The following is a 23,785-nucleotide window of genomic DNA, read 5'->3' on the forward strand; positions in this document are numbered from 1 at the left end:
TCGGGCTCAGATTTCGCGCGAGGGGAAGTATTCGCAGCCGTGCGGTTAAACGATATATTTCAAACCGGTAAACGCTCAACAGAAAATTTCAGGTTGACCGTCGCGCCGATTAGCACTAGATATAGGGTTGGAATGCAATAGACCCACAATATGCTTGACTCACGTCTAGGTTGACCCTAGATTGGGGGTGTACAGCATAAGGATTACTGCATGGCCGAACAAATCAAGAACGTAGGCTTCCTGATTACAAATCCCCTTGAACAGCCAAACGTGGTTGAGCACGTGCCTAATGGAATCGATATGATCGACATCGACGACATTCCCTACCGTGCGGAGCCACAAGTGCGTTGTGCCTTCTGTACGCAAAGGCAGCATCATCGCGACGGGTATTTTGCCGTACTGAGTGACGGTACACGTGCTCCCTGCGGCAATTGCTGCGCAGCCAACTTTGACGCAGTCAAAAAGCAGACCATTGACCGCAGTCGAAATCACCTGAAACGCGAACACGACGCCCGCCAACGTGCCATCAAGCTCAAAGTCGACATCGACGAACTGCGAGTTGCCCTTCAATTCATCTCTGAAATTGAATCCCAAACGTCAGTCGCAAAGCTGATCCTTGCTGATTTATTTTCGCCCGGTGCAATCGTCTCGCTCGAAGCAATGTCGATTAAAGGTCTTGGATTTCTAGACCAATCAAGCAGCATGTTGTCTTCTGCCGAGGCAACCGTCCGTCAAATCGAAAGGCTCGACAGCGCGACACACGCGGAATTCGAAGTGTTCGAGGAGCGTCGAAAGCGATCTTGGGAAGAAGTGAGGCGCGGTATCTCACTTGCGGTGGCTGGGGAGCAGTTCTTCGCCCACGACAACCTTGCGGCGATCTCGGAATGGACGAACGCAAACGGGCCGACGTTCGGCATCCGGGAATTCAAAGTGCGCGTCGACAAGGTCTGTCCGAAGGGGCCGGGAGAGTGGCGCAATTTCACTATTCCCAGGATTGAAGTTCCCGAGCACCTTCGGAAATACCTGCCTCAGTAGCAACAAGTGCAGCGGCATGTCGCGCGTTTTGCCGTTCGGTTCGTATAAAGACAGACTCGGTAGTCGCGCGGGTGGTCGCATAAATGCAAGCGCTACGCATCAATAAGTAGAGAAACCAAATAAGCCCTCTAAGGCGTTGACCTTAAAGGGCTTATTATGGCTCCGACGGTAGGGATCGAACCTACGACCAATTGATTAACAGTCAACTGCTCTACCGCTGAGCTACGTCGGAACGGTTCGCGCCGTATAGCAACAGTGATTTCAGCCGTCCAGAGGGTTTTGGCGAAAAAATCAACTTTTCCAACGGGGCGGATCAAAGCGCCTTGAAGGTGGCTGTTGCGGTCAGCTTTCCGACGGGTGCGGCGCGGCCCTTGCCGGTCAGATCAACCAGGTGGGCCAGCACGTTGCGCGTGGCGGCACCTTGCAGGGCAGGCGGGGTTTCGGTGTAGATCGCGGCGGCCAGCGCGGCGGCGGTGGCGGGCCCCTGTGACAGGTGGTGCAGGATCGACGCCTCGCGGCTCAGCCGGTGATCGACCAGCCAGTCCAGCCGTGCGGCGGGCTTTGTCACAGGCGCGCCGTGGCCGGGGTAGAACACACGCCAGTCGCGGGCTTGCAGGCGCGCGCAGGAGGCCATGAAGTCGGTCAGGTCGCCGTCCGGGGGCGACACCAGCGACGTGGCCCAGCCCATGACGTGATCGGCGGTCAGGCAGGCATCGCCCCAGCCCAGACACAGGTGATTGCCGATATGGCCGGGCGTGTGGATCGCATCAAGCGTCCAGCCGTCGCCGTCGATCCGGGTGCCGTCCGGGACCTCGATGTCGCATACGAATTTGGTGTCGATGCCTTCGCCGCCGCCGACCGATTCCCCGCGTGCCAGCTCTTCCATGACGGCACTGCGCCCCGCGTGCGGCCCGCCAAAGGCCAACACCGGCGCGCCGGTACGCTCTGCCAGCGGGCGGGCCAGCGGCGAGTGGTCCAGATGGGTGTGGGTGACGATGATGTGGGTGATGCGTTGGTCGGGGCCGACCGCCGACAGAATCGCCTCAAGATGCGCCTGATCCTCGGGGCCGGGATCGATCACGGCCAGCCCACGGGTGCCCAGAAGATAGGTGTTGGTGCCGCGATAGGTCATGGGCGAGGGGTTCGGCGCCACGATCCGGCGCAGCCCGGGTTCCAGCGTTTCGGCCACACCAATTGCGGGATCAAAATCATCGGGTGGCATCATGGCTGGGGCCTTCTCTCTGCTGGTATTCACCGCTAGGGTTTAGACATGTCCTTTGACTGGCTCAAACACTATATGCCCCGCAGCCTGTATGGCCGTGCCGCGTTGATCCTGCTGTTGCCGGTGGTCTTCGTGCAGATCGTGGTTTCGGTCCTGTTCACCCAGCGCCATTTCGAAGGGGTCACAGCGCAGATGACCACGGCGGCAGGGCGCGAAATTGCGCTGGTGCTGGACGCGGTAGAGGCGGCGCCCGCGCGTGCGTTGATCGGGCTGACCGTGCAGGAGATTGCACCCCAGCTTCAGATTTACGTGACGCCGGTTGACGAGATGCCTGCAAAGGACAGTTGGGATTGGCTGGACCTGTCAGGCGGGTTTGTCGTGGCACAGATGCACCAGAATGTGCCACGCGCGATGGCGATTGATCTGACAGATGGCAAGCGTGTTCATGTCTATGTCGACACGGGGAAAGGGCCGGTGCGGGTGGATCTGGACCGGCGCAGACTGTCGGCGGCCAATCCACACCAGCTTTTTGTGAACATGGTCTTTTTCAGCGTGTTGATCACCATCATCGCGTTGATCTACCTGCGCAACCAGTTGCGGCCCATCAAACGCCTGGCCCGCGCCGCCGAGGCGTTCGGCCGTGGGCGGCACGTGCCCTATACACCCGCCGGCGCGACAGAGGTGCGTGCGGCGGGGGCCGCCTTTGTCGATATGCGCAACCGGATCGAACGACAGATCGAGACGCGCACGCTGATGTTGTCGGGGGTCAGCCATGACTTGCGCACGCCGCTCACACGGATGCGTTTGTCGCTGTCGATGCTGGATGACGACGACCGCGAGGCCCTGGAACACGACGTGGACCAGATGCAAAACATGATCGACGAATTCCTGAACTTTGCCAAAGGCGCGCAAGAGGGTGAACCTGAACGTGTCGACCCGCTGGCCTTGATCCGCGACATCGTGACCGACCAGCAGCGGGCGGGGCGGCCTGTCACGCTGATCGAGGCCACCGGGTCGGGCACCATCAACCTGCGTCCGGTTGCCATGCGCCGTGCCATCGAAAACCTGATCAACAACGCGGTGCGCTATGGTGCAAAGGCCGAGGTGAGCGTCGTCTTGACCGACAAGTCCCTGCGCTTTCGGGTCGAGGATGACGGCCCCGGCATCCCCGAGGACCGGCGCGCCGACGCGCAGCGCCCGTTTACACGGTTGGACCCCGCACGCAATCAGGACAAAGGCGGGGGTGTCGGACTGGGTCTTGCCATTGCCACCGACGTTGCGCGGGCCCATGGGGGCGTGCTGCGTCTGGGGCACAGTGACCGGCTGGGCGGATTGCAGGCGGACATTGTGATCGCGCGTTAGAAAGCAGGAGGACACATGGTCGTCAAACGCATCGTTTCAAATATCGCGACACCGTCGGTGGACGCCGTACGCGCCTTTTATGCCGATTTGTTTGACCTGTCGGTGGTGATGGATCACGGCTGGATCGTCACGCTCGCCTCGGGCGAGACCGCGCAGACCCAGATCAGCATCGCCTCGGAGGGCGGTTCGGGCACGCCCGTGCCGGATATGTCGATCGAGGTGGACGACGTTGATTCTGTCTATGCGCGGGCCAAGGATCTGGGGCACACAATCGTCTATGACCTGACGGACGAGCCATGGGGCGTGCGTCGGTTTTACCTGCGCGATCCGGCGGGCAAGCTGATCAACGTGCTGGCGCATCCTCGGTGATGGGGACCGAACGAACGGGACGAGTCGCCGGATGCCGTGCGCTTGCACGTCACCGTGTTTTGCGATTTTGCGTGAATGTTGCCTCACAACGCACTGAAATATATGGATTTTGGTAGGCCCGGCAGGACTTGAACCCGCAACCAAAGCGTTATGAGCGCTCTGCTCTAACCAATTGAGCTACAGGCCCGCCTGCGCGTTTGGGTATGTCGCCGCGCGCCCTTCGTCAAGAGAGAGCGTTGCACGCACGCGCGGGATGTTCTAACCCCACCTCCAAAGCGACGCATTTGCCAAGGACCACAGCCATGACCGAGCCGAAGAACGGGATCACCTATGCCGAAGCCGGCGTGGACATCGACGCAGGCAACGCGCTTGTCGAGCGGATCAAACCCGCCGCCAAAAGCACGCAGCGCAGCGGTGTGATGTCAGGTCTGGGCGGCTTCGGTGGTTTGTTCGACCTCAAGGCCGCCGGGTTCACCGATCCGGTTCTGGTCGCTGCGACCGACGGCGTGGGCACCAAGCTGCGCATCGCCATCGACACCGGAAACGTGGACGGCGTGGGCATCGATCTGGTCGCCATGTGCGTTAACGATCTGGTCTGTCAGGGCGCCGAGCCGCTGTTTTTCCTGGACTATTTCGCCACCGGCAAGCTGGAACTGGATCAGGCCGCGCGCATCATCGAAGGCATCGCCGCAGGCTGCAAAGCATCGGGCTGTGCGCTGATCGGTGGCGAGACGGCGGAAATGCCGGGTATGTATCCTGCAGGTGATTTCGATCTGGCCGGTTTCTCGGTGGGTGCGATGGAACGCGGCACCGAACTGCCCGCAGGCATCGCCGAAGGTCAGGTTCTGCTGGGGCTGGCCTCGGACGGTGTGCATTCCAACGGCTTTTCGCTGGTGCGCAAGATTGTCGAACTGTCCGGCCTTGGCTGGGACGACGCGTGTCCCTGGGATGCAGACACCACCCTGGGCGCTGCCCTGCTGACGCCAACACGGCTGTACGTGACCTCCGTTCTGGAAGCGATCCGCGCGGGCGGCGTGCACGGGCTTGCGCATATCACCGGCGGCGGCCTGACCGAGAACCTGCCGCGCGTGCTGCCCGAGGGGCTGGGCTGCGCGGTGAACCTGGACGCATGGACGTTGCCGCCCGTGTTCCGCTGGCTGGTGGACAACGGCGGCATGGATCAGGCCGAACTGCTGAAGACCTTCAACGCGGGCATCGGCATGGTTGTGGTTGTCGACGCCGACGCCGTTGACAGGCTGGTGCCGCTGTTGGAAGCGGCAGGTGAAACCGTCTGCACCTTGGGCCAGGTGGTCGCGGGTGCAGGCGAGGTGACCTACAGCGGGACGCTGGTGTGACGCAGCGCGTTGCGATTTTTGTCTCGGGTGGCGGGTCGAACATGCGGGCGCTGGTCGAGGATATGACCGGTGACCATGCGGCGCGACCTGTGGTCATCGTCTCGAACAATGAAAATTCCGGCGGCATCGCATGGGCCAAGGGGCAGGGGATCGCCACCGAGGTCGTCGATCACCGTCCCTACGGCGAGGACCGCGCCGCCTTTGAGCACGCCCTGGACGCCGCATTGGCCAAACATGCGCCGGATATCATTTGCCTTGCCGGTTTCATGCGGGTGCTGACCGCCGGTTTCGTCAGCCCCTGGCAAGGCAGGATGCTGAACATCCACCCGTCGCTGCTGCCCAAATACCGTGGCCTGCACACCCACAGACGCGCGATCGAGGCAGGCGACACCAGCCACGGCTGTACCGTGCATCTGGTCACGCCGGAACTCGACGACGGTCCCGTACTGGGGCAGGCCACCGTGCCGATCCTGCCCGATGATACCCCTGATGCGCTGGCCGCGCGGGTGCTTGAACAGGAACACCGCCTGTACCCTGCCGTATTGCGCCGCTTTGCTTCGGGCAACACCAACCGGCTTGATCTGTGAGTTCTCTGGTCTTGGCCGGACCTTTGGTGTAGTCAGATCGAACGCGCGCAGCCCGGACAGATAAGGTTAAGACCCCACGATGAGAACACTGACGACGACCGAAGAGCTTGCAGCCTACTGTGAAGAGGCCGCAAAACACCCTTATGTGACTGTCGATACAGAGTTCCTGCGCGAACGGACCTACTACTCGAAACTGTGTCTTGTGCAACTGGCGATGCCGGGCACGGACGACAGTGGCGCCGTTCTGGTGGACCCGCTGGCCGAAGGCCTGTCGCTGGAACCGCTGTATAAGCTGTTCCGGGACGTCACCGTCGTAAAGGTCTTTCACGCCGCCCGTCAGGATCTGGAAATCTTCTTTGTCGATGCAGGTGTCTTTCCGATTCCGCTGTTCGACACACAGGTCGCCGCGATGGTCTGTGGTTTTGGCGAACAGGTGGGCTATGAAACCCTCGTACGCAAAATCGCAAAAGCACCCTTGGACAAGACATCGCGCTTTACCGACTGGTCGCGCCGCCCGTTGACCGAAGCGCAGAAAACCTATGCGCTGGCCGATGTCACCCACTTGCGGCAGATCTACGAATTCCTGGCCGCACGGCTGGAGGAAACGGGGCGCAGTGCCTGGGTCGAGGAGGAACTGAAAACCCTGCTGTCACCCGACACCTATACCGTGGCCCCCGATCAGGCGTGGAAACGGGTCAAGACCCGCACCAACAGCGCGCGCTTTCTGGGCATCGTGCGCGAGCTGGCCGCGTTCCGCGAGACCTATGCGCAGGAACGCAACATCCCGCGCAACCGCGTCTACAAGGACGATGCGCTGGTCGAACTGGCCAGCAACAAACCGCAGACGCTCGAAGAGCTGAACCGCGCCCGCCTGCTGCTGCGCGAAGCACGCCGGGGCGAGATTGCCGACGGCATCCTTGAGGCCGTCAAACGCGGCGTGAACATCGCCGCAGACCGGTTGCCAAAGGCCGACACCAGCCGCGAAAAGCTGCAGGTGAACCCGGCCCTGGCCGACTTGCTGCGCGTGCTGCTGAAGGCCAAGACCGAAAGTGCCGGTGTCGCCGCTAAACTGATCGCACCCGCCGCTGATCTGGATGCTATTGCCGCAGGGCTGCGCGATGTGGATGCGCTGACCGGCTGGCGTCGGGAAGTCTTTGGCAAGGATGCCTTGCGTCTGTGCGACGGCAAGATCGCCCTTGCGGCCAAGGGCCAGAGCGTGCGCGTCGTAGAACTGGATTAAGCCCGCGCGATTGCGCGCAGGCCGGTCCTGCTTTTATGTACAGATTTCCCGGGAAACGGTACACACCGCCCCCAACCGCGTCAGCCGTTAACGGCGCGACGTACGTGCGTTGCGTGCGCCCACGACGCGGATCGTGCTGACGCCGCGCAGCTGCTGTTCTGTCACCGCATGGGCTGCCGTCACAGTGCGCGTCGCCTCTGACCCGCCGGGACGTGCCTTTTCGGGCAGCCGCCCTTCCAGGCGGTAGGACAGAACACCATCAACGGCTTCGTCGTCTACGTTTTCGGGGGTCAGGCGCACCTCGTAGAGGCCCTGCGATTGTGACACGCCTGTTGCGCGAATGATTGCACCGCCGGGCACCCGTTCAATCACCAGGTCGGACACGGTGTCGATGGGGGTGCCCAGGTAAATCTCGCGCTCGGCACGTTTGCGGGCAAACAACCCGGCCCGTTGTGCGGGAATCAACGGGTTGGTGCTGGCCTCGGTCGGGGCGGTCGCAACGGCCTCGGAGCGGGAGCCGCCAAACCAGTTGAACGGATTGACGCGGCTGTCACGGACAGCAGCACATCCCCCAAGGGCCATGGACGAGATCAAAAGGGCACTAAGTGTAAGACGCATATCGGATTGCCTGTTGTTTGGCTTGTGTTAGCCCATCGGGGACACGTTGAAAAGCATCATGCGCGGGGGGTGGACCTTTGGCCAGAGGCGTCTTACCTCCCAAGGACAGTCAAAGGGGTATTTTTCATGGCTCAAGCCGCGTTTGAAGAGATTGTCGAGGATTTCGAATTTCTTGAGGATTGGGAGGACCGCTATCGCTATGTCATCGAACAGGGCAAGGCGATGGACCCGCTTGAGGACGCGCTGAAGGTGCCCGCGACCAAAGTGGATGGCTGTGCCAGCCAGGTCTGGCTGCACCCGCAGATCGACGGCGGGGTGTTTCACTTTGACGGGGAAAGCGATGCGATGATCGTGAACGGTCTGATCGCGGTGCTGCGCAAGCTGTACAACGGTGTACCGGTGGCCGAGGTTCTGGCGGTAGATGCGCGCGGCGAGCTTGAGCGGCTTGGGCTGAACGACCATCTGTCGGCGCAACGCTCGAACGGGTTGCGGGCCATGATCGAGCGGATTCGGACGGTCGCGGCGGCGGCGTAATCGGGGACGCTGCACCCGGACCCCCGGGATATTTCTGGCCAAAAGAAGGTTCAGAGGTCTTTGAGGTGGGTGGCAAGGTCACCGTAGCCGGTAAAGCGCCGCTCGAACTCCAACCCCAGCCGGTCGGCGGCGGCGCGGGCTTTTTCGGTCAGGGCCGGATCGTCGGTCTGGGCCTGATAGACCAGCTTTTCGTAGTTTCCGAAATACATGTCGCGCAGTTGCGGATGACGGTCCAGGCCCATCGGCTTGATGATGAACGCCTCGAACTGACGGACCAGGAAATCGGTCAGGTAAAAGGTCGTGATCTCGGTTTCGCTGTGTTGCGCAAAGCGGTCGTTGCCTTCGAAAAAGCTGTAGCAATGGGGACCGGCCACCATTTCAACGCCCATTTCGGCGCAGGCGGCTTGCAGAAGGCCACCGGTGCCGCAATCGGCATAGACCACAAATATACTGTCATAGCGGTCGCGGTGTTTGGCGACGCTCTCGCGCACGGCTGCGGTGATTTTCTCGGGATACAGATGGTATTTGGCGGGCAGGCAGGTGAGGTCCATATGAGTCCAGCCGTTGGCCTGCTTTAGGTCCAGAATCTCACGCGCCAGTGCGCCGCAGGCGATCAGCAGGATAGAACCCGCCCCCTTGGGCCGCAGGCCACTTTCGGTCAGCTGGTCCAGGTCGGGCAGGGAGGTGGAAGGCTCTGTCACAATTCTAACCAATGCGTGTGGGGTATCTGTGTATCGTTGCACGGTGCCACACAAGCTGCGTAGCTGGATGTGTCAGATACGACATTTCAAACAGGGATGGAACACAATGACGATTTATAGGAACAAGGCCGGTCTGAACACGGCCACGCTGGGGCTGATGTTCATATCGGGCTGTTTTGCGACGATGGCTTTTGATTTCTGGGGGCAGGTGGTCAGCCCTGCCTTGGGCTTTGCCAATCTGTCGCCGCACGGGCTGGCCAAAAGCCTGTTTGGCGCGCTGGGGCTGCCGAACGGGGATTTTGCAGGGTATTTCATGCATTTCTACCTGGTGGGGCTGATCGGCTATCCGGTGGGTTGGTTGTTCATTTTCAAGCCGCTCTGGGATCGGGTGATCGGCACGGGCCTGCACTGGTTCGTGCCCGCGGCTGTTTACGGCTTTGGCCTGTGGGTCTTTGCCATCGGCGGGATCACGGCAATCGCGGGGCTGCCGTTTTTCCTGAACTTTACCGGCATCACTTGGGTCGCACTGGTGGGCCATGTGCTGTACGGGATCGTCATGGTGGCCGTGATGGTCTGGCTGACACGGTCCAAGGTCTGAAGCTAACTGTCCCCGGTCCGGTCGCGCAGCAGCCGGACCAGCACAAACGCCAGCAAGGCGAGCGGCACCAAGGCTGTTGCCGCCTGTGGCAGGCTGAAGGCCGCGGCGGCCAGCATGGCCAGCCACACGGTGACGGCGGCGGCCGCGATCACGACGACAAGGATCAGGACGAGGCGGTTAAATGGCATGGGCGCTCCTTTGATCTTTATCTGGGGATGCGCGCGCCAAAAGAAAAGCCCCGCCGGCAAGGGCGGGGCTGTATCCGTGTCATATAACTGAAATCAGGCGTTGGCGCGGTTGTGCTTGCGGCCCATGAAATCCTTGGCCGTTTCCACCGCCACGGCTGCGTCACGGCAGTAGGCGTCGGCACCGATGGCTTTGCCGAATTCCTCGTTCAGTGGCGCGCCGCCGACCAGAACGATATAATCGTCGCGCTTGCCCTGTTCGACCAGCGTGTCGATCACGACTTTCATGTAAGGCATCGTGGTGGTCAGCAGGGCCGACATGCCCAGGATGTCAGGACCTTCGGTTTCCAGTGCTTCCATATAGGCCTCGACCGCGTTGTTGATGCCCAGATCGACCACTTCGAAACCCGCACCTTCCATCATCATGCCGACAAGATTCTTGCCGATGTCGTGGATGTCGCCCTTGACCGTGCCGATGACCATCTTGCCGACGCGCGGCGCGCCGGTTTCGGCCAGCAGCGGCTTGAGAATCGCCATCCCGCCCTTCATCGCGTTGGCGGCCAGCAGCACCTCGGGCACGAACAGGATGCCATCGCGGAAGTCGGCACCGACGATGGTCATACCGCCGACAAGCGCCTTGGTCAGGATGTCGTAGGGTTCCCAGTTGCGCTCCAGCAGGATGTTCACGCCTTCTTCGATCTCTTCCTTGAGACCGTCATAAAGGTCGTCGAACATCTGTTGAACCAGTTCTTCGTCGTCCAGTTCCGACAGGATGATTTCGTCTTCGTCTGACATGGCAGATCCCTTTATTTTAGCCCACGGCCCACCGCAGTTTGACCCCTTTTGACACAAAGCCCAAGGGGGACTGTCAAAATTGCGACACACGCCGCGCAATGTGCGACCTGAGCGTTACGAAAGCCACTTAATTGTCAGGCCTGACAGGGTAAAGCGGCTTTTGCGCTGGCGTAATGTTCACTTTATGTTCTACCATGTGAACATGACACGCCAAACCTATGCCATGCGGGCCCTGGGGCGCGGGGCCGCCAGCAACGCGGTCAGCCGCTTTGACAGGCTGACCCGAACCGAGGAGGACGACGGCTGGGACGCGGGCGAGGCGTTGCCGCCCTTGCGCACAGAAGTCAGCGTCGAGGTGCCGCGCAGCATCATCACCTATAACAAATCGCCGGATCTGCCGTTCGACCGGTCGATCAATGTCTATCGCGGTTGCGAACACGGTTGCGTTTATTGTTTCGCGCGGCCCAGCCACGCCTATCTGGGGCTGTCGCCGGGGCTGGATTTCGAAACCCGGCTGATCGCGCGCCCCGATGCGCCGCTGGTTTTGCAGCGGGAGCTGGCGGCGCGGCGCTACATCGTGGCCCCGATTGCCATGGGGACGAACACCGACCCCTATCAGCCGATCGAGCGGGAATACGGTATCACGCGGGCCTGTTTGCAGGTGCTGTCGGATGCGGGTCATCCGGTGGCCATCGTGACCAAGGGAACGCTGATCGAACGCGACATCGACATCCTGTCGGACATGGCGCGGCGGGGGCTGGTGCGTGTGGGCATTTCCGTCACCACGCTGGACGCGCGCCTGTCACGGCTGATGGAGCCGCGTGTGCCCGCGCCCAAACGGCGGATCGAAATCATCCGGCGGCTGGCGCAGGCGGGGATACCGGTGCGGGTCATGGCGTCGCCCATGATCCCGGCGCTGAGCGATCCCGAGCTTGAGGCCATTCTGGCGGCTGGCAAGGACGCGGGGGCGCGCTCGGCCAGCTGGATCATGCTGCGGCTGCCGCGCGAGGTGTCGCCGCTCGTGCAGGAGTGGCTGGCACAGCATTACCCCGACCGTGCAGGGCGGATCATGGCGCGGCTGCGCGAGATGCACGGTGGGGCAGATTATGAGTCCCGCTGGGGGCAACGGATGCGTGGCTCCGGACCCTATGCCGAAATGGTGGCGCAGCGGTTCAAGGTGGCGGTCAAGCGGCTGGGGCTGCAAACCGCAGGCACGCCGATGCGCTGCGATCTGTTCCGGCCCCCAGTCTTGCCGGGGGCGCAGATGTCGTTGTTCTGATTTCGGGTCGGATTACGTGCGGCTGCGACGGTTGCGGCTGCGGCGCTGCGGCGCGTCGGACTGGTCGCCGGTGCCGTCGTTCTCTGATGAAAACGCGCCCAGCTTGGCGACGATTTCTTCCAGAAGCGGCGCGTCTCCCTTGGGCCGCGTGTCCAGCGCCTCGCGCATGGCGCGCAGGTGGTCGGGCATGGTGCCGCAGCAGCCGCCGATGATCCGCGCGCCGCAGTTGCGTGCCATCACGGCATAGTCGGCCATCAGTTCGGGCGTGCCGTCATAGTGGATGTGCCCGTCGTGGTATTTCGGAATGCCCGCGTTGCCCTTGGCGATGATCGGGCGGGTGGGGTTTGCAGCGACAAAGCCCAGAATGGTGCGCAGCAGGTCGGACGACCCGGTGCCGCAGTTCGCGCCAAATGCCATCGGTGCGTTTTCCAGTTCCTGCACCAGCTCGACCAGCCCGGAGCTTGTCAGGCCCATCATGGTGCGCCCTGCGGTGTCAAAGCTCATGGTACCGCACCAGTCGAGACCGGCCAGCGCAAACCCTTCGGCGGCGGCGCGGTATTCTTCGGGGGCGGAAATGGTTTCCAGCCAGCCCACATCGGCACCGCCCGCTTTCAGCCCGTCGGCGGTTTCGTGGAACATCTCCACGGCGACCGCATGGCTGAGCGGGCCCACGGGTTCCATGATTTCGCCGGTGGGGCCAACCGAGCCTGCCACCACGATGGGGCGGCCTGCGGTGTCGGCCACTTCGCGGGCGATCTCGGCCGAGATGCGCGACAGGGCGTGGGCGCGTTTGGCGGCGCCGTGCAGTTTCAGCCGCGAAGCATTGGCCCCGAAGGAGTTGGTCAGGAAAATATCCGACCCTGCATCGACCGCGCCGCGGTACAGCGTGGTGATGCGGTCGGGGTGTTCCTCGTTCCACATCTCGGGCGCGTCGCCCGACATCAAACCCATGTTGAACAGGTTGGTGCCCGTGGCGCCGTCTGCCAGCAGGGTGTCGTGGGTTTCAAGCATCTTGCTCAGCAAATTCGTCATCTCAGGGGCCTTTCTCGCGCGCGCGTGATTGTCCCATTTGTCACGAAGTTCGGCGGCTGGCCACCTCATAATTCTCATCACCATCATGAGCCGCCGACCAGCGGGGCGGGTCGGGGCGGTGCACGGCGCGGGTGATGTCGGCGAGCGCAAGCGTCAGGGCGGCCCAGTTCGGTGCGGCGGCGTAACGCGGCTGCCATCCCGGGGCAAAGGCGGATTTGAACTGGCGCAGGCCGCTGCCACCACCGTGCACAACCATTTGCAAACCGACCCAGCGCCACATGGCACTTGCCGGGTCGGGGCAGGCGGGGGTCGCGGCAAGGCTGACCTGTGCGATGCCTGCGGCGCGGGCCGTCCGGATCGCGGCATCGGTCAGTGCGTACATAGTGCCATCGGGCAGATCATCCACATGCCGCACCAGATCAAGGCACCAGTCCTGCGCGCCCGTGTGAAAGGTAACAAAACCAATGAGCCGCCCGCGAACATAGGCCAGAACGCAGTGCTGCGCGCTGATGTAACGGGCTTCGAACCGCCCCATGGTGCCGCCCCGCGCGGTGCCGTGGCTGGCTTGCCATGCGGCATCGACACGCGCCATCTCGGCCAGCGGCAGGCGGGCGGGCTGACAGATGTCCACGCCTGCTTTCGCGGCGCTGCGCAGCTTGCGGCGCAGGCGACGAAGGGCGGGGCGGTTGATGTCATAGGATGCGGTGTCAATCACCGCCTCGTCGGCGATGTGCAGCACGGCCCAGCCGGACCTGCGCGCCGTTGCCGCCGTGCGGGCGGTGCATTTGTAAAAGCACGCCACGCGGCTTTGTTGGCGGGCCAGGCGGTTTAGGGCGGCCAAGGCAGCCTCGGGCCTGCCTGCCAGTGGGTCACTGAGGCTGGTCAGGGTCTGGCCCGTCGTCCAGGCCACCACGCTTGCGCCCTGATGCGCAATCGCGCGGGCTGCGTTCTGGTGCATCACACCCAGTTCGGCACGCGGTGCACTGTGGCGTTCAAATGGCATGGACAAACGCCGGTTCGTACGGGCATCGCGCATAGGGCGCAACAGCGCCACCGCTGCCAGCAGGGCGGGCAGGGCATAGTACACGATGCGAAACGCCACGATGCTGCCCAGCACATCGGCGGGCGGCAAATGGGCCAGCAGCCCCAGCATCATCAACTCAAAGGGACCAACCCCGCCGGGCGTGTTCGAAATCAGCGCCGTGCCAAGCGCGATCAGGAACAGCGGCAGAAATTGCGCGGCGCTGACGACGGCATCGGCAGGCAGCAGCACATAAAGCGCACCGGCGGCGCAAAGCGTGTCGACCCCGGTCCACAGCACGATGGCCGCCGAGGCGGGCAGGGTGGGCAGGTACACCGACCGGCCGCGGACCCGCACCACGGGGCAAAAGAACTGCACGCCCAGCAACACCCCCGCCAGCACAAGCGCAGCCAAAGCAGGCCACAGCGTCCAGCCGGGTGCAGGCAGCAGGACACAGGCCATTGCGGTCACCACTGCCCAACCGGCCAGAAACGAAACCGATACAAAGGCGCTGAGCCGCAGTGCTTCGGTCAATGTCAGCTCGGACAGCAACCGCCAGCGCGCCAGCGCACCGGTCAGCATGCCCAACCCCAGCGACTGTGCCAGGGCAATCGACGCGGTGCCTGCCAGCCGTGCAGGCCGATCACGGATACCCGTGCCCAAATGCCGGTGCGCCACACTGTCGTAGCGCCCCACGGCCCACAGGCTGATCCCGCTCAAACCCAGGGCCTGACACCAGATTGCGGCAGGGACATCCGCCACATGCGTCCAGATCGCGCCGGATATGCCGGGGTCCAGCCGCTGCGACAGCGCGGACAGACACAGGCCCAGAACCACCGCAGGCACCAGCACCCGCAATGTCATCTGCGCAATCGCATTGGAGTTCAGAAATTGCAGCATGTCGCCTCGCCCCCGGTTGTCCCCTGCGCAGGGAACTACGCGATAGCGGCTGAGGAGGGCGTTAACGGCAGACACAAAAAAGGCGCGCAGAGGGGGCTGCGCGCCGGGTAACTGATGCGGGTTTGATTAAACCCGTGACCTAAATCACGATCAGTTTTTGACTTCGGTCATGATCTGCGCCTTGGCTTCGGCCATCAGCTGGACCATTTTGGTGCGAATGGTGACTTCGTCGGCCTTGTCGCCCAGATCACCGGATACCTTGCGATAGACATCCTCGTCACCCGCTTCTTCGAAGTCGGATTTCACCACCTCGACCGCATAGGCGTTGGCTGCCTCGCCGGTCTTGCCCAGCAGTTCTGCCGCCCAGAGGCCCAGAAGTTTGTTGCGGCGGGCTTCGGCCTTGAACTGCATTTCTGCGTCATGGGCGTATTTCGATTCAAAGGCGTGCTCGCGGTCGTCAAAAGTGCTCATGGGCTTTCCTTCGGAACTGAATGGCGTCTTTTTGGAATATGCGGTGCAGATACGACCCTTACAAGGGCCACTTTCACGCGTGTTCCTTGCGGCAGTGCGCCCCTTGCACTAAGAGGACGCTAACGTGACAGGGACTCGGCCCCGTCAGCACCAAGGGGAACGTCAATGGCGCGGCGCAAAAAGATTTACGAAGGCAAAGCCAAGATTCTGTATGAAGGCCCGGAGCCGGGCACGATCGTGCAGTATTTCAAGGATGACGCCACTGCGTTCAACGCGCAGAAAAAGGACGTGATCGAAGGCAAGGGCGTGTTGAACAACCGCCTGAGCGAATTCTTCATGACCGGCCTTGCGCAGATCGGGGTGCCCACGCATTTCATCAAACGCATCAACATGCGCGAACAGCTGGTCCGCTCGTGCGAGATTATTCCGCTGGAAGTGATCGTGCGCAATTATGCCGCAGGGTCGATGAGCAAGCGCCTGGGCATCGACGAGGGGACACAACTGCCGCGTCCCATCGTCGAATATTGCTACAAGGACGATGCTCTGGGTGATCCGCTGGTGACCGAAGAGCATATCGCCGCCTTTGGATGGGCCAGCCAGCAGGACATGGATGATATTCTGAGCCTTGCCTTGCGGGTCAACGATTTCCTGTCCGGCGTCATGCTGGCGGTGGGGATCAAGCTGGTCGACTTCAAGATCGAGATCGGTCGCGTCTATGACGGTGATTTCCAGCGTCTGATCGTCGCGGACGAGATCAGCCCGGATTCGTGCCGCCTGTGGGACATGGAAACCGGTCAAAAGCTGGACAAGGACGTGTTCCGCCGCGATCTGGGCAACCTGACGGACGCCTATACCGAAGTGGCGCGGCGTCTGGGTGTGCTGCCCAAGAACGCATCGCCCATCACCAAACCGACGCTGATCAACTGAGATCGGCGGCGGCCCGCAAAGTTACGAACGACACGATAGCGAAAAGGACCACGGCGCGATGAAAGCTCGGGTACATGTGATGTTGAAAAACGGGGTTCTGGACCCGCAGGGCGAGGCCGTGCGCCACGCCTTGGGCGCGCTTGGCTTTGAGGGCGTGAATGGCGTGCGTCAGGGCAAGGTGATCGAACTGGATCTGGCCGAGGGCGCGACCGAGGCCGATGTGACCGCCATGTGCGAAAAGCTGTTGGCAAATACCGTGATCGAATCCTATTCGGTCGAGCTGGGCTAAGGCGCATTCGCGCTGCGACAAGGAACGTCCCCATGAAAGCTGCTGTCATCGTTTTCCCCGGTTCGAACTGCGACCGTGATCTTGCCGTTGCCTTTGAGGCCGCTGGCGCGGATGTGCAAATGGTCTGGCACAAGGACACCGATCTGCCCCGCGATGTGGACATCGTCGGCGTGCCGGGAGGGTTCTCCTTTGGCGACTACCTGCGCTGCGGCGCGATTGCCGCCAACTCGCCGATCTGCCATTCGCTCAAGGCGCATACGGATCGTGGCGGCTATGCCATCGGTATCTGCAATGGCTTTCAGGTCCTGGCCGAAACCGGCATCCTGCCCGGCGCCTTGCTGCGCAATGCGGGGTTGAAATACATCTGCAAGACCGTGGGTCTGAAAGTCGAGACCAGCGACAGCGCCTTTACCCAAGGGTACAATGCGGGCGACGTGATCAACATCCCGATCGCGCACCACGATGGCAACTATTACGCCGACGACGCCACCATCGCGGGCTTGCAGGATCAGGACCGCATCGCGTTCACCTATACCGACAACCCGAACGGGGCGCGGGCGGACATCGCAGGCATCCTGTCGGAAAACCGTCGCGTGCTGGGCATGATGCCCCATCCCGAACGGGCAGCGGATGCTGGCCACGGCGGCACCGACGGTACGGCGCTTTTCCGCGCGTTGATGGGGGCACTGGCGCCTGCGTGACTTGAGCGCGGGGCGCCGTTGCGCTTATGGTGCCTGAATGCAGGCTCAGGGTGTTTTCAGCAACAACAAGGCGATCAGCTGGCGCGTGCGCGTGGCTTTGGGATTGCTGTTCGTATTGGCGCTGTTCACGGTCTGGATCACCAACAGCCTGCTGACTGACCGTTTTACCCAGACCACGCGCAACCGTGCCGAACTGCGGCTGGCGTTGTATTCGGGCAACCTGCTGTCGGAGCTGCGCCAGAATGCGATTGTGCCGCAGCTGCTGGCGCGTGACCCCACGCTGATCGGGGCGCTGAATTCCTCGGATTACTCGCAATCGACGCAACGGCTGATTTCCTTTGTCGAGGAAATCGGGGCGGCGTCGCTGATGTTGCTGGACAAGGACGGGCGCACGGTGGCGGCCACCGACCGGAACCGGTTGGGCTCGTCGCACAGCAATGCACTGTATTTCGTTGATGCGATGCGCGCGGCGGGGACCATCTTTGCCGTGATCCCGCGTGAATCCGGCGGTTACACCTTTACCTATTCGCGGCGCGTGCAATCGGGTGGCGACGTTCTGGGTGTCATCACGGTCGAGGTGGACCTGCAAAAGTTCGAACGCGCCTGGGCGGGCATCTCGGATGCGGTTTTGGTGACCGACAGCACAGGCGCGATCATTCTGGCAACTGAACCACGCTGGCGCGGGCGGACCGAGGCCGAGGCGCTGGCGCGGCAAACCCCGCAAAGCGCCATCGAACGGGCCATTCAGGCCACCGCCGACTGGACCGCGCTGCCGCCTGACGCCTATATCCAGGGCGAGGGGGTGATGCGGCTGGAAACCCGTATTCCGTTCCGGGGATGGCGCATGGCGTCCTTCACCACCTACACCTCGGTGCGCGAGCGGGTGAACGGCGTTCTGGCGCTGGAAATCATGAGATTTGCGATTCTGCTGGCGGTTGCGTTCTATTTCCTGTCACGGCGCACAGCCTTTCGCATGGCGCTGTTTCAGCGCGAGTCGGCAGAGCTTCGCGCATTGAACGCCCGTTTGCAGCGGGAAATCGCCGAGCGTGAGCGTGTGCAGGAAACCCTTGCCGTCGCCGAGCAAACGCTGGAACAATCCAGCAAGCTGGCCGCCTTGGGCGAGATGTCTGCCGCTGTCAGCCACGAGCTGAACCAGCCGCTGGCGGCGATGAAAACCTATCTGGCGGGGGCGCGCCTGTTGCTGACCCGCAACCGCAAGGACGAGGCGCTGTCGTCCTTTGGTCGGATCGACGATCTGATCGAGCGTATGGGCGCCATCACACGCCAGCTGAAATCCTATGCCCGCAAGGGTGCGGACGCGCTTTCGCCTGTAGATATGGGCAATGCGCTGGCCTCGAGCCTGTCGATGATGGAACCGCAGCTGCGTCAGCGACAGGTCCAGATCACCCGCATCCTGCCGGACGAGCCTGTCCGCGTGATGGGCGACCGGATGCGGATTGAACAGGTTATGGTCAACCTCTTGCGAAATGCCATCGACGCCACCAGATCAGAGCGGAACCCGCAGGTGGATATTATTCTGTCGGCGGGTCAGACGGCCACTTTGACGGTGCGCGACAACGGCCCCGGCATCGAGGATCTGGACGCATTGTTCGAGCCGTTTTACACGACCAAACAGCCCGGCGACGGGGTGGGGCTTGGCCTTGCGATTTCGTCCGGGATTGTGAACGACCTAGGTGGTAGACTGACGGCACGCAACGGCCAAGGGGGCGGTGCTGTGTTCGAGATGCAACTTCCTATCCTCTCAAGCGTTGAGGGCGAAAGCAACAATAGCCATGCGGCGGAGTAAAGAATGACCCAAGCCATGAAGATCGCGATTGTCGATGATGAACAAGATATGCGGCAATCCATCAGCCAGTGGCTGGCCCTGTCGGGCTATGACACAGAAACATTTGCCTGCGCCGAAGATGCGCTGAAGGTTCTGGGGCCGGATTATCCCGGCATCGTGATTTCTGACATCAAGATGCCCGGCATGGACGGGATGCAATTCCTGAAGAAACTGATGGGCAATGACAGCGCCCTGCCTGTCATCATGATCACGGGCCACGGTGACGTGCCGATGGCGGTCGAGGCGATGCGCGTCGGTGCGTTTGATTTCCTTGAAAAGCCGTTCAACCCCGACCGCATGAGCGAGCTGGCCAAGAAGGCCACCGGTGCGCGTCGTCTGGTCATGGACAACCGCGCCCTGCGCCGCGAGCTGTCGGATGGCAGCCAGCTGATGAAAAAGCTGATCGGCCAAAGCCCGGTAATGGATCGCTTGCGCGAGGATATCCTCGATCTGGGGCAGGCCGACGGCCATGTCCTGATCGACGGCGAAACCGGCACCGGCAAGACACTGGTGGCCCACGCGCTGCACGCGGTGGGCAGCCGTGCGGGCAAGAAGTTCGTGCTGGTCAGCTGTTCCGCGCTGGAAGAGGATGCGCTGGCCAAACGCCTGTTCGGCCCGATGCAGCCCGAAGATGCGCAATTGCCCGCCATCGAAGAGGCGCGCGGCGGTACGCTGGTGCTGGAGGACATCGAGGCGCTGAGTGAGCCGCTGCAAGCGCGCCTGCTGAGCGCGATCAACGATCAGGGCACCCCGGCCGAGACCCGCATCGTCGGCATCTGCAACATGCAAGAGGCGGGCCGCACCTGCGAGGACGCGCTGCGCCCCGATCTGTTCTATCGTCTGGCCGCCCTGCGCATCACTGTCCCCCCGCTGCGCCAGCGTGGCGAGGATATCCTGACGCTGTTCACCCGCCTGAGCGAACAGTTCGCCGATGAATACGGCTGCGAAGCACCCAATGTCAGCGCGCAAGAGGCCGCTCAGCTGCTGCAAGCACCCTGGCCGGGCAACGTGCGCCAGCTGATCAACATTGCCGAACGTGCGGTTCTGCAATCGCGTCGTGGCACCGGCACCATCGCGTCGCTGCTGATGTCGGACCATGAGGAAATGCAGCCGGTGATGACCACCGAAGGCAAGCCGTTGAAAGAATACGTCGAAGCGTTTGAACGGATGCTGATCGACAACACTATGCGCCGTCACAAAGGCTCGATTGCCAGCGTGATGGACGAACTGTGCCTGCCACGCCGGACGTTGAACGAGAAAATGGCCAAATACGGCCTGCAACGGTCGGACTACCTGCAAAACTGACCGCTGCGCTGTGATTTTACGCAGATCGGTTTCAACCATATGGTGCAGTGCCTTTTCCGGGCGCTGCACCATTGCGTTCGGCCCCCTGAAACAACGATTGCAACGCCCCATCGGCAGTTAGCGATTGTAATAGTGATGTGAAACGCATTATCTAAAGGGTAGGACTTTGACGTTATCCACACGTCGGACCTGATGAGAGTTTCGCTGTGACAGCGTTTGGTGGCCAAAACGCCCCGACCTGAAACAGACCGATTGGGCCGGAAACGGCCGTGAGATGCCGGCGGTATGGTCAACATATGCGCAGCTTTTGAATGGATGCGCAGGACCAAACGTCACTGCGTGTCGGAGAAGAAACGCGATGACACGCGCACATGCCATGAGCAGGACAGCAGCAGGCCCCAGGGGCCGGTGCTGCCGCGCGTCGCTATTCGCCATAAATAGACACGTCTCCAGAACCGCCGCACCCCCGGGTGATGTGGCGCTGCGCACGTGCAAACGGACAACATGCCAAAGAAAATGCTTATTGATGCCACCCACGCCGAGGAAACGCGCGTTGTGGTGGTCGACGGAAACAAAGTTGAAGAGTTCGATTTTGAATCCGAAAACAAACGCCAGCTTGCTGGCAACATCTATCTCGCCAAGGTAACGCGGGTTGAACCGTCGCTGCAGGCGGCGTTCGTAGATTACGGCGGCAATCGCCACGGTTTCCTTGCGTTCTCGGAAATCCATCCCGATTACTACCAGATCCCCGTCGCCGACCGCGAGGCGCTGATGGAGGAAGAACGTGCGCTGGCCGAAGCGCAGCGCGCCAAGGATGAAGATGACGACAAGCCCAAGCGTTCGTCGTCGCGGTCGCGGTCGCGCAGCCGGTCCTCGACCAAGGCGGAAGAGACATCCAGCGACGACGCCGTGACATCTTCGGATGAAGTGGTGGGCATGGAAACCATCGACCTGTCAGAGGGCGATGATGGCGTGGACGAAGGGTCTTCGCCCATGGAAACCGTGCGCGAAACGCCGGTGGAAACGCCAGCGGCGGACGATGATCACGATCACGACGACGAAGACGTGGCCGCTGACGCCGCCGACAAGGACGACAGCATCGAATCCGTCGCCGACGAAGACGACAGCGACGACATTCGCCCGGTCCGCAAACCGCGCGCCAAGCGTTACAAGATCCAGGAAGTCATCAAGGTCCGTCAGATCCTGCTGGTTCAGGTCGTGAAAGAAGAGCGCGGCAACAAGGGTGCGGCGCTGACCACATACTTGTCGCTGGCCGGTCGCTATTGCGTCCTGATGCCCAACACGGCCCGTGGTGGCGGCATCAGCCGCAAGATCACCAACGCCGTGGACCGCAAGAAGCTGAAAGAGATCGCCAACGAGATCGAAGTGCCGCGTGGCGCCGGCCTGATCGTGCGCACCGCCGGTGCCAAACGCACCAAGGCCGAGATCAAGCGCGATTACGAATACCTGCAACGGATGTGGGAACAGATCCGCGAGCTGACGCTGAAATCCATTGCGCCCGCGAAAATCTACGAAGAGGGCGACCTGATCAAACGCTCGATCCGCGACCTGTACAACCGCGACATCGACGAAGTGTTTGTCGAGGGCGAGCGCGGCTATCGCATCGCCAAGGACTTCATGAAGATGATCATGCCGTCCCACGCCAAGAACGTGAAACGCTACGAAGACAGCCTGCCGCTTTTTGCCCGCTATCAGGTCGAAAGCTATCTGGCGGGCATGTTCAACCCGACGGTTCAACTGCCTTCGGGTGGTTATATCGTGATCGGCGTGACCGAGGCGCTGGTGGCGATTGACGTGAACTCTGGCCGTGCGACCAAGGAAGGCTCGATCGAGCAGACCGCGACGAAGACCAACCTTGAAGCCGCCGCCGAAGTGGCGCGCCAGTTGCGTCTGCGCGACCTTGCGGGCCTGATCGTCATCGACTTTATCGACATGGACGAGCGCAAGAACAACGCCGCCGTCGAAAAGATGATGAAGGACAAGCTGAAGACCGATCGCGCGCGCATTCAGGTGGGCCGCATCTCGGGCTTTGGCCTGATGGAAATGTCGCGCCAGCGTCTGCGTCCCGGCATGATCGAGGCCACCACGCAGCCGTGTCAGGCCTGCCACGGCACCGGTCTGATCCGCTCTGACGACAACCTTGCGCTGTCGATCCTGCGCCAGATCGAAGAAGAGGGCACCCGCCGCCGGTCGCGCGAAGTGCTGGTGAAATGCCCGGTTGGCATCTCGAACTTCCTGATGAACCAGAAACGCGAACACATCGCGCAGATCGAAGTGCGCTATGGTCTGTCGGTGCGGATCGAGGGTGATCCGACGCTGATCAGCCCCGATTTCAACATCGAGAAGTTCAAGACTGCCACACGCGTTGTGACGGCAGCCACACAGGTGGTTTCGGTCGACACATCCATCATGGACCAGATCGACGAGGCGGACGCCCGCGCCGCAGAAGCTGCGGAAGCGGCGGATATTGCAGCCGAAGCCGCACAAGAGGCCAAGGCATCGCAGCCCGCGTCCCAGTCGCATCCCGCCGCAGAAGTCGGCGAAGATGGCGAGCCCAAACCCAAACGTCGGCGTCGGCGTCGGCGTCGGCGCAGCAAATCGTCCACGGGCGAGGATCAGAACGGTGAGAACGGTCGTGATGATGACGATCAGAACGACGGCAATGACGATGCGTCCGCAGACACATCGACGCCCGAGACAACAGCCGAATCCGCACCCGTCGAGGACAAGCCAAAGCCAACCAGCAGCCGTTCGCGGTCCACTGCGAAAAAGGCCGAGACCACAGGTGATGAGGTCGCAGCCGATGCAGCCCCTGAGGATGCGGAGGAAACGGTCAAGCCCAAGGTGACCCGCACCCGTTCCACACGCTCGACCACGGCCAAGGCATCGACCTCGGCCAAGACCACGACGGCGAAGGCGACGACAGCCAAGGCGACGACAGCCAAAACGACCAAGGCGAAAGCCACGGAAGAGGTCGCTGCGGACGCGGAGGCACCAAAGCCCAAGCGCACGCGGACCACGGCCAAGGCAAAAGCCGAAGCCGAGGCAAAAGCCGCAGCAGAAGCTGAAGCAGCGGTACCGACCGAGGTTCAGGCCGAAGCTGCGGCACCGGTTGAAGCTCCGGCAGAAGCGCCCGTAGCGGAACCCGTTGCAGCGCAAGCACCCGCGCCGGAAGCGGAACCTGCACCTGCACCCGCGCCCAAGGCAGAAGAGCCGAAGGCAGAGGAAGCAGCGAACGAGGACGCACCCGCCAAGCCAAAACGCAAAGGCTGGTGGTCGCTGGGCGGCTAAGGCCTGTCACACAAGTTGAACAAAGGGGCGTGGCCATCCGGCTGCGCCCTTTTTTCTTGGCTGACTGATCCAGCACCAGTATCTGCGCCAATATGACTGTC

23 protein-coding genes and 2 tRNA genes are annotated in these 23,785 nt (G+C 62.0%); 15 read left to right on the forward strand and 10 right to left on the reverse strand.

Annotation, left to right across the window (positions count from 1 at the left end):
• The first annotated feature begins 210 nt into the window (after positions 1-210).
• Positions 211-1,035 (forward strand): hypothetical protein, encoded by an 825-nt coding sequence (locus BUC08_RS03110; protein ID WP_037920668.1) that lies wholly within the window; start codon positions 211-213, stop codon positions 1,033-1,035.
• A gap of 157 nt (positions 1,036-1,192) precedes the next feature.
• Here BUC08_RS03110 and BUC08_RS03115 read toward each other — a convergent pair.
• Positions 1,193-1,267 (reverse strand) — tRNA-Asn (locus BUC08_RS03115).
• Positions 1,268-1,348: 81 nt separating this feature from the next.
• Positions 1,349-2,260: an MBL fold metallo-hydrolase gene (locus BUC08_RS03120; RefSeq protein WP_037920667.1), complete on the reverse strand. Its 912-nt coding sequence runs from the start codon at positions 2,258-2,260 to the stop codon at positions 1,349-1,351.
• Between the two features lie 45 nt (positions 2,261-2,305).
• Here BUC08_RS03120 and BUC08_RS03125 point away from each other — a divergent pair, with 45 nt between their 5' ends.
• On the forward strand, positions 2,306-3,619 hold the full coding sequence (locus BUC08_RS03125) for an ATP-binding protein (protein WP_037920664.1): 1,314 nt from the start codon (positions 2,306-2,308) through the stop codon (positions 3,617-3,619).
• A gap of 15 nt (positions 3,620-3,634) precedes the next feature.
• A complete protein-coding gene (locus tag BUC08_RS03130; protein ID WP_037920662.1) occupies positions 3,635-3,988 on the forward strand; it encodes a VOC family protein in 354 nt (117 codons plus the stop codon).
• A 110-nt stretch (positions 3,989-4,098) separates the two neighbouring features.
• On the opposite strand, the gene BUC08_RS03135 is transcribed toward BUC08_RS03130, so the two are convergent.
• A tRNA-Ile gene (locus tag BUC08_RS03135) sits at positions 4,099-4,175 on the reverse strand.
• Between the two features lie 115 nt (positions 4,176-4,290).
• On the opposite strand from BUC08_RS03135, the gene purM reads away from it, so the two are divergent.
• The 3 genes from purM (at position 4,291) to rnd (ending at position 7,170) form a co-directional block, all read left to right on the forward strand.
• On the forward strand, positions 4,291-5,343 hold the full coding sequence (purM, locus tag BUC08_RS03140) for a phosphoribosylformylglycinamidine cyclo-ligase (protein ID WP_037920659.1): 1,053 nt from the start codon (positions 4,291-4,293) through the stop codon (positions 5,341-5,343).
• Complete coding sequence (gene purN / locus BUC08_RS03145; RefSeq protein WP_037920657.1) at positions 5,340-5,930, forward strand: phosphoribosylglycinamide formyltransferase; 591 nt, start codon at positions 5,340-5,342, stop codon at positions 5,928-5,930. The genes purM and purN overlap by 4 nt, the downstream gene beginning before the upstream one ends.
• A 79-nt stretch (positions 5,931-6,009) precedes the next feature.
• A complete protein-coding gene (gene rnd, locus BUC08_RS03150) occupies positions 6,010-7,170 on the forward strand; it encodes a ribonuclease D (protein WP_037920655.1) in 1,161 nt (386 codons plus the stop codon).
• A gap of 87 nt (positions 7,171-7,257) precedes the next feature.
• Here rnd and BUC08_RS03155 read toward each other — a convergent pair whose 3' ends face one another.
• A complete protein-coding gene (locus BUC08_RS03155) occupies positions 7,258-7,788 on the reverse strand; it encodes a hypothetical protein (RefSeq protein WP_037920653.1) in 531 nt (176 codons plus the stop codon).
• A gap of 126 nt (positions 7,789-7,914) precedes the next feature.
• Here BUC08_RS03155 and BUC08_RS03160 point away from each other — a divergent pair, with 126 nt between their 5' ends.
• Complete coding sequence (locus BUC08_RS03160) at positions 7,915-8,322, forward strand: SufE family protein (RefSeq protein ID WP_037920650.1); 408 nt, start codon at positions 7,915-7,917, stop codon at positions 8,320-8,322.
• A gap of 50 nt (positions 8,323-8,372) precedes the next feature.
• Here BUC08_RS03160 and BUC08_RS03165 read toward each other — a convergent pair whose 3' ends face one another.
• Positions 8,373-9,023 (reverse strand): DUF1638 domain-containing protein, encoded by a 651-nt coding sequence (locus tag BUC08_RS03165; RefSeq protein ID WP_037920648.1) that lies wholly within the window; start codon positions 9,021-9,023, stop codon positions 8,373-8,375.
• Between the two features lie 106 nt (positions 9,024-9,129).
• Between BUC08_RS03165 and BUC08_RS03170 the strand changes: the two genes are divergently transcribed.
• Complete coding sequence (locus BUC08_RS03170; protein WP_037920646.1) at positions 9,130-9,621, forward strand: hypothetical protein; 492 nt, start codon at positions 9,130-9,132, stop codon at positions 9,619-9,621.
• Positions 9,622-9,623: 2 nt separating this feature from the next.
• Here the strand turns inward: BUC08_RS03170 and BUC08_RS03175 are convergent, their stop codons facing one another.
• The gene (locus BUC08_RS03175; RefSeq protein WP_037920643.1) at positions 9,624-9,809 is read right to left on the reverse strand and encodes a hypothetical protein; all 186 of its coding nucleotides are present in this window, start codon (positions 9,807-9,809) and stop codon (positions 9,624-9,626) included.
• Positions 9,810-9,902: 93 nt separating this feature from the next.
• The gene (locus BUC08_RS03180) at positions 9,903-10,601 is read right to left on the reverse strand and encodes a corrinoid protein (protein WP_037920641.1); all 699 of its coding nucleotides are present in this window, start codon (positions 10,599-10,601) and stop codon (positions 9,903-9,905) included.
• 184 nt (positions 10,602-10,785) lie between these two features.
• Here BUC08_RS03180 and BUC08_RS03185 point away from each other — a divergent pair, with 184 nt between their 5' ends.
• A complete protein-coding gene (locus BUC08_RS03185; RefSeq protein ID WP_234973736.1) occupies positions 10,786-11,880 on the forward strand; it encodes a PA0069 family radical SAM protein in 1,095 nt (364 codons plus the stop codon).
• Between the two features lie 12 nt (positions 11,881-11,892).
• Here BUC08_RS03185 and bmt read toward each other — a convergent pair whose 3' ends face one another.
• The 3 genes from bmt to BUC08_RS03200 all read right to left on the reverse strand — a co-directional run bounded on the left by bmt (position 11,893) and on the right by BUC08_RS03200 (position 15,304).
• A complete protein-coding gene (gene bmt, locus BUC08_RS03190) occupies positions 11,893-12,912 on the reverse strand; it encodes a betaine--homocysteine S-methyltransferase (RefSeq protein WP_037920639.1) in 1,020 nt (339 codons plus the stop codon).
• A 40-nt stretch (positions 12,913-12,952) separates the two neighbouring features.
• Positions 12,953-14,833, reverse strand: coding sequence for a phosphatidylglycerol lysyltransferase domain-containing protein (locus BUC08_RS03195; RefSeq protein WP_051693804.1), 1,881 nt, complete (start codon positions 14,831-14,833; stop codon positions 12,953-12,955).
• Positions 14,834-14,983: 150 nt separating this feature from the next.
• Positions 14,984-15,304 (reverse strand): DUF1476 domain-containing protein, encoded by a 321-nt coding sequence (locus BUC08_RS03200; RefSeq protein ID WP_037920637.1) that lies wholly within the window; start codon positions 15,302-15,304, stop codon positions 14,984-14,986.
• Between the two features lie 165 nt (positions 15,305-15,469).
• Here BUC08_RS03200 and purC point away from each other — a divergent pair, with 165 nt between their 5' ends.
• The 6 genes from purC (at position 15,470) to BUC08_RS03230 (ending at position 23,684) form a co-directional block, all read left to right on the forward strand.
• Positions 15,470-16,231: a phosphoribosylaminoimidazolesuccinocarboxamide synthase gene (gene purC / locus BUC08_RS03205; protein ID WP_037920635.1), complete on the forward strand. Its 762-nt coding sequence runs from the start codon at positions 15,470-15,472 to the stop codon at positions 16,229-16,231.
• A 58-nt stretch (positions 16,232-16,289) separates the two neighbouring features.
• Complete coding sequence (purS, locus tag BUC08_RS03210) at positions 16,290-16,520, forward strand: phosphoribosylformylglycinamidine synthase subunit PurS (protein WP_037920633.1); 231 nt, start codon at positions 16,290-16,292, stop codon at positions 16,518-16,520.
• Between the two features lie 32 nt (positions 16,521-16,552).
• Positions 16,553-17,221 carry a phosphoribosylformylglycinamidine synthase subunit PurQ gene (gene purQ / locus BUC08_RS03215; RefSeq protein ID WP_037920631.1) on the forward strand — a complete coding sequence of 223 codons (669 nt, stop codon included), beginning with the start codon at positions 16,553-16,555 and terminating at the stop codon, positions 17,219-17,221.
• Positions 17,222-17,258: 37 nt separating this feature from the next.
• Complete coding sequence (locus tag BUC08_RS03220) at positions 17,259-19,028, forward strand: sensor histidine kinase (RefSeq protein WP_037920629.1); 1,770 nt, start codon at positions 17,259-17,261, stop codon at positions 19,026-19,028.
• A 3-nt stretch (positions 19,029-19,031) separates the two neighbouring features.
• Positions 19,032-20,372: a sigma-54-dependent transcriptional regulator gene (locus BUC08_RS03225; protein ID WP_028956446.1), complete on the forward strand. Its 1,341-nt coding sequence runs from the start codon at positions 19,032-19,034 to the stop codon at positions 20,370-20,372.
• A gap of 504 nt (positions 20,373-20,876) precedes the next feature.
• A complete protein-coding gene (locus tag BUC08_RS03230) occupies positions 20,877-23,684 on the forward strand; it encodes an Rne/Rng family ribonuclease (protein ID WP_037920627.1) in 2,808 nt (935 codons plus the stop codon).
• The last annotated feature ends 101 nt before the right edge of the window (positions 23,685-23,785 follow it).

The organism is Pseudosulfitobacter pseudonitzschiae, from assembly GCF_900129395.1.
GTDB lineage: Bacteria > Pseudomonadota > Alphaproteobacteria > Rhodobacterales > Rhodobacteraceae > Pseudosulfitobacter > Pseudosulfitobacter pseudonitzschiae.

Coding starts and splice junctions, on each gene's coding strand:
- BUC08_RS03160 (WP_037920650.1), top strand. CDS start 7,915: ATGGCTCAAGCCGCGTTTGAAGAGATTGTCGAGGATTTCGAATTTCTT.
- BUC08_RS03220 (WP_037920629.1), top strand. CDS start 17,259: ATGCAGGCTCAGGGTGTTTTCAGCAACAACAAGGCGATCAGCTGGCGC.
- BUC08_RS03230 (WP_037920627.1), top strand. CDS start 20,877: ATGCCAAAGAAAATGCTTATTGATGCCACCCACGCCGAGGAAACGCGC.
- BUC08_RS03120 (WP_037920667.1), bottom strand. CDS start 2,260: ATGATGCCACCCGATGATTTTGATCCCGCAATTGGTGTGGCCGAAACG.
- BUC08_RS03175 (WP_037920643.1), bottom strand. CDS start 9,809: ATGCCATTTAACCGCCTCGTCCTGATCCTTGTCGTCGTGATCGCGGCC.
- BUC08_RS03170 (WP_037920646.1), top strand. CDS start 9,130: ATGACGATTTATAGGAACAAGGCCGGTCTGAACACGGCCACGCTGGGG.
- purM (WP_037920659.1), top strand. CDS start 4,291: ATGACCGAGCCGAAGAACGGGATCACCTATGCCGAAGCCGGCGTGGAC.
- bmt (WP_037920639.1), bottom strand. CDS start 12,912: ATGACGAATTTGCTGAGCAAGATGCTTGAAACCCACGACACCCTGCTG.
- BUC08_RS03200 (WP_037920637.1), bottom strand. CDS start 15,304: ATGAGCACTTTTGACGACCGCGAGCACGCCTTTGAATCGAAATACGCC.
- BUC08_RS03195 (WP_051693804.1), bottom strand. CDS start 14,833: ATGCTGCAATTTCTGAACTCCAATGCGATTGCGCAGATGACATTGCGG.
- purS (WP_037920633.1), top strand. CDS start 16,290: ATGAAAGCTCGGGTACATGTGATGTTGAAAAACGGGGTTCTGGACCCG.
- purC (WP_037920635.1), top strand. CDS start 15,470: ATGGCGCGGCGCAAAAAGATTTACGAAGGCAAAGCCAAGATTCTGTAT.
- BUC08_RS03130 (WP_037920662.1), top strand. CDS start 3,635: ATGGTCGTCAAACGCATCGTTTCAAATATCGCGACACCGTCGGTGGAC.
- rnd (WP_037920655.1), top strand. CDS start 6,010: ATGAGAACACTGACGACGACCGAAGAGCTTGCAGCCTACTGTGAAGAG.
- BUC08_RS03180 (WP_037920641.1), bottom strand. CDS start 10,601: ATGTCAGACGAAGACGAAATCATCCTGTCGGAACTGGACGACGAAGAA.
- purQ (WP_037920631.1), top strand. CDS start 16,553: ATGAAAGCTGCTGTCATCGTTTTCCCCGGTTCGAACTGCGACCGTGAT.
- BUC08_RS03110 (WP_037920668.1), top strand. CDS start 211: ATGGCCGAACAAATCAAGAACGTAGGCTTCCTGATTACAAATCCCCTT.
- BUC08_RS03125 (WP_037920664.1), top strand. CDS start 2,306: ATGTCCTTTGACTGGCTCAAACACTATATGCCCCGCAGCCTGTATGGC.
- BUC08_RS03185 (WP_234973736.1), top strand. CDS start 10,786: ATGTTCTACCATGTGAACATGACACGCCAAACCTATGCCATGCGGGCC.
- BUC08_RS03225 (WP_028956446.1), top strand. CDS start 19,032: ATGACCCAAGCCATGAAGATCGCGATTGTCGATGATGAACAAGATATG.
- BUC08_RS03155 (WP_037920653.1), bottom strand. CDS start 7,788: ATGCGTCTTACACTTAGTGCCCTTTTGATCTCGTCCATGGCCCTTGGG.